This window comes from Zunongwangia profunda SM-A87 (assembly GCF_000023465.1).
GTDB lineage: Bacteria > Bacteroidota > Bacteroidia > Flavobacteriales > Flavobacteriaceae > Zunongwangia > Zunongwangia profunda.
In genome coordinates this window covers 3757010-3770719 of the sequence record NC_014041.1, presented here as the reverse complement: position 1 = coordinate 3770719, position 13710 = coordinate 3757010, and the positions used below count along the sequence as shown (strand labels likewise).

The 13710-nt window shown below is 39.5% G+C and carries 7 protein-coding genes and 1 pseudogene; 3 read left to right on the top strand and 5 right to left on the bottom strand.

All coding sequences use genetic code 11. The annotated features are described in order from the left end of the window. Positions 1 to 681: 681 nt before the first annotated feature. The 5 genes and pseudogenes from ZPR_RS16520 to ZPR_RS16500 form a co-directional block, all read right to left on the bottom strand. Positions 682 to 1204, bottom strand: a pseudogene (locus ZPR_RS16520) (IS256 family transposase); the annotation flags it as partial. Positions 1205 to 1530: 326 nt separating this feature from the next. After that, a complete protein-coding gene (locus ZPR_RS16515; RefSeq protein WP_148211760.1) occupies positions 1531 to 2358 on the bottom strand; it encodes a sugar phosphate isomerase/epimerase family protein in 828 nt (275 codons plus the stop codon). Positions 2359 to 2390: 32 nt separating this feature from the next. Continuing rightward, complete coding sequence (locus tag ZPR_RS16510; RefSeq protein ID WP_013072891.1) at positions 2391 to 4103, bottom strand: GMC oxidoreductase; 1713 nt, start codon at positions 4101 to 4103, stop codon at positions 2391 to 2393. A gap of 2 nt (positions 4104 to 4105) precedes the next feature. After that, positions 4106 to 4648: a gluconate 2-dehydrogenase subunit 3 family protein gene (locus ZPR_RS16505; RefSeq protein ID WP_013072890.1), complete on the bottom strand. Its 543-nt coding sequence runs from the start codon at positions 4646 to 4648 to the stop codon at positions 4106 to 4108. 242 nt (positions 4649 to 4890) lie between these two features. Further along, positions 4891 to 5112, bottom strand: coding sequence for a hypothetical protein (locus ZPR_RS16500; RefSeq protein ID WP_041579033.1), 222 nt, complete (start codon positions 5110 to 5112; stop codon positions 4891 to 4893). A gap of 634 nt (positions 5113 to 5746) precedes the next feature. Here ZPR_RS16500 and ZPR_RS16495 point away from each other — a divergent pair. The 3 genes from ZPR_RS16495 to ZPR_RS16485 are packed head-to-tail and all read left to right on the top strand — an operon-like array spanning position 5747 to position 13707. Further along, positions 5747 to 8962: a SusC/RagA family TonB-linked outer membrane protein gene (locus tag ZPR_RS16495; RefSeq protein WP_013072888.1), complete on the top strand. Its 3216-nt coding sequence runs from the start codon at positions 5747 to 5749 to the stop codon at positions 8960 to 8962. Positions 8963 to 8982: 20 nt separating this feature from the next. Further along, positions 8983 to 10800, top strand: coding sequence for a RagB/SusD family nutrient uptake outer membrane protein (locus ZPR_RS16490; protein ID WP_187288239.1), 1818 nt, complete (start codon positions 8983 to 8985; stop codon positions 10798 to 10800). A gap of 27 nt (positions 10801 to 10827) precedes the next feature. After that, positions 10828 to 13707, top strand: coding sequence for a SusC/RagA family TonB-linked outer membrane protein (locus ZPR_RS16485; RefSeq protein ID WP_013072886.1), 2880 nt, complete (start codon positions 10828 to 10830; stop codon positions 13705 to 13707). Positions 13708 to 13710 lie beyond the last annotated feature (3 nt).

Below are 13710 nucleotides of genomic sequence, written 5' to 3'. Positions count from 1 at the left end.
ACAAGGACACGTTATTCATAAATGATCTGCTGCTGCTTTTGCAGTTGTGTCCGGGACTTTTTACAAGGAAGCGCTTTTTCCTGGAGGAACGGAAGGGAAATGTGCTGAGGGATAATTGGAATGAACAACCTTATTTTAAAAGATTAAAAACTTCTTGGGATTGATAAATCCACTTAGATATGGTCTGGAAGAAAGAAAAGATTTTTAAATCAAACTGAATAAATGAAGGTAAAAAATCGCATTTTCTAATGATGAAAGGAACTTACTATAGATTTTGTATTTGCTATTAGTGAGGGAAGGAAATATATAAAATTTGGACGGAAATCAATTAGAAATCCTGCCGCGGACTTTGGAACGCTTCTTTCTTTAGATACTGCCATACTGGTGGTTTATTTTGGTGCTTTTATGAATAACTGTAGCTGCCGGACTGGTAGCAGTAATGAGAATAAAACGTATAGGACTTAATTAAAAAATTCCGGTTTAAAATAAAAATGTATAAAAACAATGTTTAAATGGGGAAGGTAGGTTTTATCTAAAATTGATTTCAACCCAAACCCATCTTATCCGGAATTTGAAATTTATTAAGTGAAAGTTAGGGGTGCTTTTAAGGATCTGTAATTAAACTCTGTCTGATGTTCCAATTCCCCTGGGGCTAGCCCCAGGGGAATTGGCATTTATGGTCTAGGGTATCCTGTCTCCAAATTTAATATAAAATTTCAGGATTGTAAGGCTCCAATTATGCAAGAGAGCTGTCAATTTCTTCACAATATTCTTCGTGGCCAGGTAAATCAGCTTGAGCAGGAAAATATCATTGGTGAAGGCTCCTTTTTGTTTTGGTGATTTTCCGGATCTGGCGGTGGAATCCTTCCACTGCGTTAGTGGTGTAAAAGATTTTTTTAATAGGTTCAGTGTATTGAAAATACTGTGATAGCTGCTCCCAATTGCGCTGCCAGCTTTCAATGACTACGGGATATTTACTACCCCATTTCTCTTCCAGGTTCAATAACTCATCTTCGGCTACATCTTTAGTGACGGCTTTATAGACCTTTTTCAGGTCTTTCATAAACTCTTTTTGATCTTTAGAGGCGATATACTTCAGCGAATTACGGATTTGGTGTACAATACAAAGCTGAACCTGGGTTTTTGGATACACACTTAAGATCGCCTCTGTAAAGCCTTTGAGGTTATCAGTACAAAGAAACAAAACGAAAGTTAAGATTCCGTTATTATATAAGGCGCTAGAGATTATCAGTAAATACTAAGGACATCCAATGACTGAAATGAACCAAAGTCTTTTACCCGTTATAACCAATGTTAAGGTTAATCTTTATAAATGAGGTAGCTGATCTTTGCGACATCAGGAAGAATTTAACCTTTCATATGGGCCAGGCATACTTTTGCTACAACCATTACACTTTCCAATGAAGTACCTATAGAAACTGTCTCTAAACTTTTAAAATATTCTCTTCCACATGAAAAGGAAGAAGAGCTTGAAAATAAAGCTCCGGTAACCTTCGATAATTTAGAAAGTTATTTTGCAATTTTCTTAAAGAATTCCACACTTTTTTCTATTTCAGGAAGGGAGTTGTCCCAGTTGTACTCATATTCAACTGAAATGACCCCCTCGAAACTTTGCCGTTTTAATTCTTCTACTAATGCTTCCACATCACTAATTCCTGTTCCCCAGGGTACGTCATGTGCTTCTTTTGACTTCTCATTAAGATCTTTGAAGTGAAGACTGGCAATATGTCCTTCGAGTTTTTTCAAATTCTCAACAGAATTCATCCCGGAACGTATCCAGTGACCTACATCTGCGCAGGCTTTAATATTCTCCCTTCCTTTTACAGCCTTGAGTACTGTATCGGGATTCCAGTAAGTACTTGGCAGAGGATGATTATGAAGGGCAACCGTAATGTCATATTCCCCGGCTAATTTGTTCACCAAATCAAGATCTTCAGGTGCAGGTTCGGAATTGATGATTCCGATTCCCATATCCTGGGCAAATTCAAACAGGTTTCTCCAATCCTGCTCATTTTTCCCCGTGACCACGCCATATGCTACCACTTCTATCCCTTTTGAATCCAACAACTGCTGTACTTTATTTCTGGTTTGTGCATCCATATCATAATGCATTGTGCCTTCTATTCCACCACCTATTTTCTGTCCAGGATAAGCTTCAACATAATTTAAATCAATGCTTTTGATCTTGTCGAGTGCTTCTGAAAAAGTAAAATTTTTAAATGTATATGCCTGAACTCCTAACTTACAGTCGAGGTCTTCACCCTCGGGATTTTGTTGTGCGGAAATGGGCTGCATTACTAATATCAGTAATAACAGCAACAGGTGAATCTTTTTCATGTTTTTATTGTTTAGATTAATATTACTCATTATTATAAATTTCCTTTGTTCATTTCCTTTACCGCGTGATCCACGGCTCTTGCAGTTAGGGCCATATAGGTCAACGATGGATTTTGTGTTCCAGTTGAGGTCATACAGGCGCCATCTGTCACGAAGACATTTTTAGAATGATGCATTTGGTTCCATTGGTTGAGTAGGGAAGTTTTCGGATCCTTTCCCATGCGAACCCCGCCCATTTCATGTATATCCAGTCCCGGGGCCTGGTGACTATCCATGGTCTTAATGTTAGTAAACCCGGCACTTTCAAACATTTCGGTCATTTGCTCAAAATAATCTTGAATCATTTTTTCATCATTCTCGTCATAATCTACAGAGAAATTGATCAGAGGCATTCCCCATGCATCAGTTTCAGACTTGTGTAAACTGACGCAACCCGACTCCTTCGGGATAGTCTCTCCCATCATATGGTTGCCTACTTGCCATGGCCCCAATTTACGATTAAATAAATTTTCTTTTAAAGTAGATCCCATACCTTCGGTATTGGAAATCACTCTTCTGTACGAACCCAAACTGGAAGCATAGCCTCTGAGGAAATCTGTCTCCTGTTTATGAACATTCCTGAACCGCGGAATATATCCACTGGTAGGCCTTTTTCCATCCGTTGTGAAATTAAGAAAACCATTATATTCAGCTTGTATTTTTGCTCGATAATTGTGAAAGGCTACATATTTACCTAAAAGACCACTATCATTGCCAAGCCCGTTTGGAAATCGACTGGATTTAGAATTTAAAAGGATGGAATTAGTATTGATAGCAGATGCATTGACAAAAATAACTTTAGAGAAATATTCGGAAGTTTCTTTAGTTTTTGCATCAATTACACGAACGCCGGTCACCTTTTCCTTTTGGTCATCATAGATCAGGGATTCTACTACAGCATCCGGTTGTAGTGTGAGATTTCCCGTTTTCGCTGCCCAAGGAATAGTTGAGGAATTACTGCTGAAATATCCGCCGTAGGGACAGCCTCGTTGACATATTACTCTGTTCTGGCATTGGCCACGGCCTTGTTCTCGGTGTATATCTTTTTGTTCAGAAATATGGGCGCACCGGGCAATGATCACGTGCCGGTCCTTATAATTTTCAGCAACATGCTCTTTAAAATAATTTTCTACTTTGGTTAAAGGGTAAGGACGCAGAAATTCCCCGTCAGGTAGTTCTTTAAGTCCGTCCCTATTTCCCGAAACACCTGCAAACTTTTCCACATAACTATACCAGGGAGCCAAATCTTTATATCGGATAGGCCAATCTACAGCGAATCCATCACGGGCAGGTCCTTCAAAATCAAAATCGCTCCAGCGCTGTACTTGTCTGGCCCATAGTAAAGATTTTCCACCAACCTGGTATCCTCTTATCCAGTCGAATGGTTTTTCCTGAACATAAGGATGTTCTTTGTCCTTTACAAAAAAGTGGTCTGCATCGTCCTTGAAAGCATAGCACTTGCTGACAATAGGATTTTCCTTAATTACCTCCAAAGACAATTTTCCATGCAATTCAAATTCCCAGGGGCGCAGTTGGGTGGTGGGGTAATCTTTAATATGTTCTACATTTCTTCCCCTTTCAAGAACAAGGGTTCTTAATCCTTTTTCGGTCAATTCTTTTGCAGCCCATCCTCCACTAATTCCGGAGCCTATTACTATTGCGTCATAGGTTTGCTGCTTCGCTGCATTTAAATTTAAGTTTGCCATGTTTATGTATTGCTGTAAACCGTTTTCTCCACAGGGAAACTTCCATCGAACCGTGCAGGTATGAATTCATATTCCAATAGGTTTTCCATTACGTATCGTGTATTCATATATCCAGTAACAGTGAGTTCTTTTATGAAAGCCACAAAATTGAATTTCTTTTCCTGGTCGTCAAAAGCTGACATTGTCTCCAGAAGGGTGATACGTTCTTTATCTGAAAGTTTTGTAAAGGGTTGATCAAATTTGTCTTTTGCAAGAGATTTCAGGTCGTTAAAACCTGCTAAAAATTGCTTTTGCACGTCCTCTTCGAAACAAGCGGCAACCATTACCTGTATAAATTTATCCACTTCAAGGTCTTTTGCTCCCGGAATTTCCCCGGCTGGAATTATAGTATCAACAATTTCTGATAACATAAGTTTCTGTTCCTCGTTTAATTCCAGAGAATCCTGAGGCAGATCTTCTGTAGACCAGGCATTCAACCATAAAGGAACAGTGGCTACTCCAACTGCGGAGATGCCTATTACTTTTAAAAGGTTTCTTCTGTTCATGCTTCTTTATTTAATCGGACTGTACTAAACTCATGGGAAATTTTACGCGGATTTTTATATCCAATAATAGAACTAAATGTTCTCAATGAATAATACAATTTTGTCTAATGGTAATAATTTTAAATCAGCGGTTTACTGATGTAAAATATAAATTTAGAAGGCTTAACAAACAATCCGGAAATTGGAGATGAGAGTAACTCGGCACCACAATTCAATCAGAATTTTGCATAAAAGATACAGGATCAAAAAGATAAAACCGAAGAAGGAGAGGGAGATACCGGGAGTTCCACTATAAAAATGCTACCATGGATTCCATAATTGGCCAGTCCTACTTTATGGTAAGCATGTGCAGTTCCCGTTCCTTTCTTCTGCACGCTGCCGGAATTCCCGTTGATCATTTCCCCCAAATACAAAGCGGTTTTATGTGATTGATGTTGAAAATTGGCTTTCCTCTTATTTTTCACTTCCTGTTAGGAAAATGGAACGGCCATGACAAATGACGTTCCGCATTACGGGAAGGTCGTTTCATTGGTTTACTTGCTGTTAAACAACTTCTAGGGACCACTATTTAGCTAAAAGAAGCTATGAAAGGCTTAACCTATATTCTTCAAACAGCTAAAGCAGAATTTCCCTTTCCGATTTTTTAGGTAATATTGAAAACTCCATTAAGATACAAGGATGCTTTATTTTAGGCGTCAATTTTTTTATCGCACTATAAAGAAGAAATTAAAGGAGCTGTGTTTTTTCAACATTGCCTGCTTTTGTTGGATCCAGAAAGCATTTGGATAATGGATAAAGTGGAAAGTCGGCAGTTATCGTTGAATATTAAAAATACCGTTTAGCTAGAGCTGACAAAAGCCTTTTTAAATAATTTGTCTTTATTGAAAAACTCAAGTAGGTACTCCTGCTGCTAGCTCTACGATAACGTTTTATATTATCATTAATACCATATGTTTATTTTATATTACCATTTGATGAAAAAGTATTAAAAAAACATAGTTATGAGTGCTAATATTGTAATGAATATGCTAATCAACTATATAATGATGAAACTATTTAGGTTCTTATTAAGTTTTTTGTTTTTGCTTTTTTACATTAGTGAGTTATGCACAAGCAACTGCGGTGACGGGAACTGTGAAGGACGAAAAAGGTGTTCCTATTCCTGGGGCTACGGTTTCGGTAAAAGGTAAAAATCAAGGAACGATCACTGATTTTGATGGGAATTTTTCACTCTCTGTTTCTGATGAAAATACAACCCTGGTATTTTCCTATGTTGGGTTTCGCCCTCAGGAAATAATGGCTACATCTTCGCCTATCCATGTTACGCTTCTAGCTGAAGCCGAGAGTTTAAATGAAGTGGTCATAACAGCTTTTGGGGCTCAGAAAAAGATCAATGTGACCGGGGCCATCTCAGAAATTTCAGGTGAACAGATCGTCAACAACAGGGTAGGGAATATAACCAATGCACTCGTTGGTAGCGGAGCGGGAATTACCGGCTTACAGACGAGTGGCGAGCCTGGGAGAAATTCAACTAATATTAGAATAAGAGGGTTGGCAACCTATGGTAATACCACGCCTCTTATTGTGATTGATGGTGTGGAACAGGCCGTAGAGCGAGCATTTGACGAATTGAATGCCATTGACCCCAATGAAATAGAAAGTATAAGTGTCCTTAAAGATGCTGCATCCACTGCAGTTTACGGGATCAGGGGAGCCAATGGGGTCATCATTGTGACCACTAAAAGAGGTAGGGTAGGAAAAGCGAAAATTAATTTTTCAGCCAATTACGGTCTTACAAGGGCAACAAGTGTACAGGAAGGAGTGTCCTCTTATGAATGGGCGCTTATGCGCAACGAGGGTATTGAAAATGAGATGAACAGTTATCCCAGTACTGATGGTTTATCAGCTTATATATATAATGAGGATGACTTATGGAAGTTCATGAACAATAGGGATTTTACTCCTGAAGAGGTTGATGCCATGGCTAATCTGACCCTGGAACAAAAAAACGCTTTAAAAAATAGCCCTGCCGTATACTATGGAAATCGGGATTTATATGCAGAGCAATTTGGAGATTTGGCACCTCAAACTCAATTGAATTTTAATATAAACGGAGGTACGGAGAGAGTCCGCTATTTTGTGTCCCTGGGCTATTTTTCTCAAAAAGGAATAACATCAGCTACTGATTATTACGGGGCCAATACCGGATCCAACTTCCGACGTTATAATTTTAGGTCAAATTTTGATATTGATGTAGTAAAAAATCTCAAGATATCACTTAATCTGGCGGGCCAGTTCGGCCAAACCCAGGGGCCTGGAACTAATGCTGATCCGTACGATTTGTCGGGAAGATATAAGGTTATTATGCAATATATCTATGATGGGAATCCTTTTATGACCCCCGGTATCATGAATGGGCATTTGATCAGCGGATATGCTGGTGTTCCTGGTACCCCTCAAAATCCTCTGGCTCTTAAAACCGATAGCCAAATAGGAAATCAGAATGCGGTATTCAATTTATTGAACAGCGGAACTGGCAGCCTGTATAACACCTTACTTGATAACACGGTAAGAGTTGAACATACTATGGATTATTTACTGGAAGGTTTGAAAATTCATGGGACTGTAAATTATCAGGACAATTATAACCGCTATGTTACTTATGTGCCTTCCCTGCCGGCCTATACTGTGCAGCGGAATCCAAACGATCCTAATGAACTCGATTTCTTTGGAGGCGCCATATATAATAACACTTTCAATTCCTACGGTTATGGGAACTGGAATAAAATTTACGTGGATGCAGGCATAAATTATAATGGTTCCTATAAAAATCATAACTATAGTATGCTTTTTCTTGGTAAAGCTTCAAAATATACCTTACCCAATGATTCAAATAATACTCCATCAGGTATAATGGGATTGGTAGGAAGGGTGACTTACAACTATCTCGAAAAGTACATGTTGGAGTTTAACCTGGGGTATAATGGAACGGAGCAGTTTGCCGAAGGTGAGCGCTTTGGATTTTTTCCAGCATATTCTGTGGGATGGGTTCCCTCCTTAGAACCTTTCTTTCCGGAAAATGATTATTTAACATTTTTTAAGTTAAGAGGTTCTTATGGAATTGTAGGGAATGACCTTTTGGCCGGAACCGGAAGAAGATATCTGTATTTTCCCAATACCTATAATATTAATCAAGGCGGGTATTGGTTAGGCGATAGCAATGGATCTTCTACCAATGATTATTATCCCGGAGTAACGGAAGGAACATTAGGAAATCCCTTTGTCACCTGGGAAAAGGCTAAAAAATATGACCTTGGTATCGAGGCCAGGTTTTTCAAAGATAAGTTGAATTTTACCTATGATTACTTTGAGGAACGCAGGGACAACATTCTAACTACTATAGGAACCATCCCTGCAGTATATGGCGTTCCATCCTCTTCTGTTCCCCCGGCAAATATCGGGATTACTGAAAATAAAGGTTTCGAGCTTTCTTTAAAGTGGGATGACAGAATCGGGGAGGTGGGGTATTCGATTGCTGGCAATGTCACTTACGCAAAAAATAAGATCGTCTATAGAGCTGAAGCTCCAAATCCCTATCCATGGATGAATCAGACGGGTTTTAGTATAGGCCAGAAATTTGGTTTGACAAGTGATGGGTTTTTTGATAACCAGGAGGAATTGGCCAACAGACCATATAACACCTTCACAAGTAATAAGGCAACTCTTGGGGATATAAAATATGTAGATATCAATGGCGACGGCATGATCGATAATAAAGACATCAGCCCAATAGGCTTTCCCAACAATCCGTTGTATCACATGAATTTGAGATTCAGTGTTGACTATAAAGGATTCGATCTGAGTGCTTTACTGGTAGGATCCCATAATGGTTCATACTACCTAAACACAGGTTATACACTGCCTTTTTATAAAAGGGCTGGTAATGTATGGGAATGGATGTATGAAGGAAGGTGGACTCCTGAAAAGGTAGCAGCAGGAGAGGAAATCACCTATCCTCGGGCAACTTTTGATGCTACCTCTTCAGATAATAACTGGCTGACTAGCGATTTCTGGCTTGTTTCAAATGATTATGTACGTCTTAAAAATATAGAGATTGGGTATACTTTCTCCCAGGGAGGATTTTTTGAAAGAGCGAAAATTAACTCCTTCAGGGTTTACGCTAATGGTAACAACCTGTTTACTTTCAATAATGAACTCAGTGACAAAGGGATAGATCCAGAATCTCCAGATGGGAATACCTATATATACCCCCTTACCTCCTTGTATACCCTGGGAGTAAATATTCAATTTTAATTATGATAAACGAGAGAACTATGATAAGGAGAAGTTTATTAGTACTACTATGGATTGGGTTTGTTTCACTTTTGTCTTCATGTGAAGAAGAATTTCTGGAAAAGCCAAATACATCCGGAACCGTAGATCTGAACGAGGTTTATTCCTCTGCCATAAATGCACGAAATGCGCTTATGAATTGTTACCGATCGGTTCTGGTTCAAGGCTGGCCCAGTGGAATCGGTATTGGACATGGGGCTCTGGCTTCAATATCGGGAATCCATTCCAAAGGATATAACTGGCATGGTACCTGGGTAATTTCTGATTCCGGTTTAAGTCCAAATCCTTTGGATGGCAATGATAGTGGAGGAGCCGATAATTTCGGAAACAACTGGAATGTTATACGGAAATGCTTTCTGGTAAAGGAGAATATAGACATGGTTCCAGATATGGACGAAAATACCAAAACCATTATTAAAGCAGAATGTACCGGGTTGATAGCATATCGTTACATGGGAATGTTTTACAGGTATGGAGGTGTTCCTATCGTAACAAAAAGTCTGACTTCAAATGATGACTTGAATATAGCACGGGCCAGCCTGCAGGAGACTCTGGATTATACTTTACAACTATGTGAAGAGGCTATCGCAGGTTTGCCTTCCGAATGGCCTGCCGATCAAACAGGACGTTTAACCAAAGGTGCTGTTATGGCCATGAAAGCCAGGGTTCTTATGTATGCTGCAAGACCACTGTTTAATTCCACCACCCCTTATTTAAGTTATGATCATAACGAACTGATTTCTTTTGGGACTGCTGATCAAGACCGTTGGCAGGATGCTATTTCAGCTAATGAAAAGGTTCTGGAATGGGCACAGTTAAATGGTTTTGAGCTGATTAATTCCGGAGGAAGTTCCGGAGAACCTAATCCCAATGCTTTCAAAGATTATGCTACTGCAACATCTACACCAGGCAATAAAGAGGTAATCCTCGCCTATAAGTACGATGAAACGAACCAATGGAACAATTATCTAAGCTATTATCTTAACTATTCCCCTTATTGGACTGCAAATCGTTGGGACACAGATAATCTGGGCCTTCTCAGTAATTTTCTTTCCAACTACTATCGTGAAGACGGAACGGACCAATCCTGGCCACAGGTCGGAGATGATGCGGCAAGGCCGGCAAGTGATTGGTTAGCTCGAATTGATGCTATGGAGCCACGTTTTAAAGCAGATCATATAGGGCCAGGTTTTGATGCAGCTAATAATCCAGGGGATTTTAATTACTCTGTAGAGGGATGGGGTCGTTCTCTTGGAAACTATGGAGCTCAATTTCCAAGCGGTAGTGGATTCGGAAAAGGTAGTGGATTTTCGGTGAAATTTTTCTACCAGGCGGGCTCAAGAACCTGGTTTGAACCCCCTCTCTTTAGGCTTGCGGAGACCTATCTCAATTTAGCTGAAGCTTATAATGAAGTGGGCAATAGCTCACAAGCACTAAGCAACCTCAATGTGGTACATAATAGAGCGGGCTTACCGGCTATCACTGAGACCAATCAGGGTGCATTGCGCAAAATTATTCAAAGAGAAAAGGCAATTGAATTTTATATGGAGAACCAACGCTATTACGATGTTAAGCATTGGATGCTTGAAGATATTGGAGATGGTATTATAGGAGGACAGATGAGAGAAATGCAATTTGAAGTGGAACCTACGGCTTCCAATAAAAACCTGGCTTCATCACTGATATATTACTGGGATAGTAACGCCTATATAGCCTACTGGAACCCAAAAATGTTCCTCGAACCCATACCACAATCGGAAGTCAACAAAGGAATTATTGTCCAGAATCCGGGATATTAATATTAATATAATTGAAAGATAGATATCATGAATAAAAAGTTCTTTATTCGAAATTTTTTAATAGCGATACTATTAGGTCCGTTTGCTTATGTTCGGGCTCAGGATAGCCAGGAGATTGCTGATACTTTACAAATTGGTTATCCTGAAACAGATAGTATACCTGGAACATTATTAAAGGTTGAAAAACGCACTAGTACTGCCGCTATTTCCACTGTCAAGGGTAGCGAACTGGAGCGTATCCCTACGATGAATATTACCAATACCTTATATGGTCGCCTGGCAGGTCTTACTGTAACGCAGGCTTCTGGAGAACCTGGAAACGACCGGGCCCAGTTACTAATAAGAGGTAACGGGACTTACGGAGTAGGGGGGTATAATAATATCAAAATTTTTGTCGATGGCTTTGAGGTAAATGCGAATTATTTTGATTACCTCTCACCGGCCGAAATAGAGAGTATTTCAGTTCTCAAGGATGCGGCGGCATTGGCTCCCTTTGGAATGCGGGGCTCGAATGGTATTATATGGGTGATTACCAAAAGGGGAAGAGAAGGCAAATCCAGGATGAAGGTAAATTTTAAATCCGGTATTCAAACGGCCATTAATATCAATAAGCCACTAGATGCCTATCAGTATGCCAGGTACTATAATGAAGCTATAAGCAATGATAATGGAATGCTTTGGTCTCCATATTACAATGAGGATGAAATTGAAGGATATAGAAATGGGCAGGGAACAAATGTTGACTGGTATGATCAAACCATAAGCCAGACAGGGACCTACTATTCAGGGGATGTGGTCTTTGATGGAGGTGATGAAAATGCGAAGTATACTGTAATTTTTGATTATGCAAATAAAGAAGGTCTTTACAATGCAACAAATACAGATACTACCTCGAATAATAGATTCTATAGAATGGGCTTACGGGCAAATCTTGATTTTAAATTATTTTCAATTTTTGATGCCAAAGTAGATATAGGAGGGCGTTTACAAAAGCAAAAAAGACCAAATTACCAGACTTCAGATCTTTTTGAAGATCTGTCGCGGTATCCTTCCAATATTTATCCTGTATACGATAATGAAGATTTAAGATATTTTTCAGGTACAAATCTATTTCCCAATAACCCGGTGGCATCATCGATCGGTCTGGGATGGTTTTCTTCTCAGGGAAGGATTCTTCAGGGGAATTTTTCTTTACGGGAAAATCTTGATTTTATTCTGGACGGGTTATACGCAGAAGAGGCTTTTTCTTTTAATTCGTACGCATTAAGCACCTATAGTAAAACCCGTAATTATGGAAGATATCAGGATGGGGAGCTAACTACCACAGATCAACCCTCTTCAATTGTTGCAAGTGGATACGGTTCTGCCGGCATGGAAGATTGGAAACAGGCGAAAGTTACTATTGGATATAAAAACAGCTTTGATAAAAGCGATATAAATGCTGCTATAGGCTTTCACAGTTCCGATTATAAGGCAGATGGACTTTTTGGATATAAATACCATTATCTCAACCTGAATGGGAAGTTCAAATATGATTACGATAACAGGTATATTTTGGCAGCTGCCTTTTCCTATTTTGGTAATGATGCGTATGCGCCAAAAAATCGCTGGGGTTTTTATCCTGCTGTTTCCGCTGCATGGCTGATATCAAATGAAAACTTTCTCTCTGGGGATAATATATCCCTGTTAAAGCTAAGAGCCTCTGTAGGGAAATTAGGTGGTGCCGATAGCGACGCTACCGGAGCTTTGGGTAATTTTTCTTCTAATGGTCGTTATTTATACCAGCAATATTACAATGGAAGCAGTACCGGATCTTTTTATACAGGCAATTCCACGCCAACCTGGCAAAATACACTGGCACCTCTTTTTATTCCCAACAGGGATGTTTTTGCAGAAACCAGTCTGAAGTATAACGTTGGGCTGGATATGGATATCTGGAATAAACTTGAAGCCAGTATAGATATTTTTCTCGATAAGAGGAGTGATATTCTAACGGTAGATAATTCGATACCAAACTATTATGGTAATAATTACTACTACAGTAACATCGGGAAAATGACAAATAAAGGCCTTGAAGCCACAGCTGTTTATAAGGATAAGATAGGAGAATTCACCTACGCCTTGAACGGCATGCTTTCCTACAGTAAAAATACTATAGATTATATGGCAGAATTAGCCCCCGCCTATCCTTACAATGCCCAAACGGGAAGATCTTTTGGAACCCCAATAGGTCTAAAAGCAGAGGGCTTGTATCAACTTAATGATTTTAATGCAGATGGAAGCCTTAAGGCTAATATTCCACAACCCGCCTTTGGCCTGGTTCAGCCCGGGGATGTACGGTACATGGATTTGGATGATGATGGTTTTATAGACCAAACTGATTTCACGGCTATAGGAAAATCTCCTTTCCCGGAGATGGTTTATTCATTTGGAGGCAACCTCGGATTTAAAGGTTTGGAACTGAATGTTCTATTCCAGGGAGTGCATGGGGCTTCTTTCAATCTTTTAAATAACTGGAGTGAAACAGTTGCTTTCGTCAACAATGGGAACATTCATGAAATAGCAGAAGGTGCCTGGGCATATTATCCGGAACAGGGAATTGACACCCGTGCAACAGCAACTTATCCGCGTCTGACCACCCGGGAAAACAACAATAATTATCAAAATAGTTCCTACTGGATAAAAAGTGCAGATTATCTACGGCTTAGGAACATTGAACTGGCATATAGTTTCAATTCACAAAATTTACTGGATAAGCTGAACCTGTCTCAGTTAAGCATTTATGTAAGTGCTACCAACCTGGTGACCTGGAGCAGTCTGTTGAAAAATTATAATATCGATCCTGAAACGACTTCGGGGTACCCCGGACTTAAGAGCATTGTATCTGGAATTACGGTTAGTTTTTAATTA

Excerpts from the sequence above, each read along its gene's own strand:
- ZPR_RS16515 (WP_148211760.1), bottom strand. The coding sequence starts at position 2,358 with ATGAAAAAGATTCACCTGTTGCTGTTATTACTGATATTAGTAATGCAG.
- ZPR_RS16510 (WP_013072891.1), bottom strand. The coding sequence starts at position 4,103 with ATGGCAAACTTAAATTTAAATGCAGCGAAGCAGCAAACCTATGACGCA.
- ZPR_RS16505 (WP_013072890.1), bottom strand. The coding sequence starts at position 4,648 with ATGAACAGAAGAAACCTTTTAAAAGTAATAGGCATCTCCGCAGTTGGA.
- ZPR_RS16490 (WP_187288239.1), top strand. The coding sequence starts at position 8,983 with ATGATAAGGAGAAGTTTATTAGTACTACTATGGATTGGGTTTGTTTCA.
- ZPR_RS16485 (WP_013072886.1), top strand. The coding sequence starts at position 10,828 with ATGAATAAAAAGTTCTTTATTCGAAATTTTTTAATAGCGATACTATTA.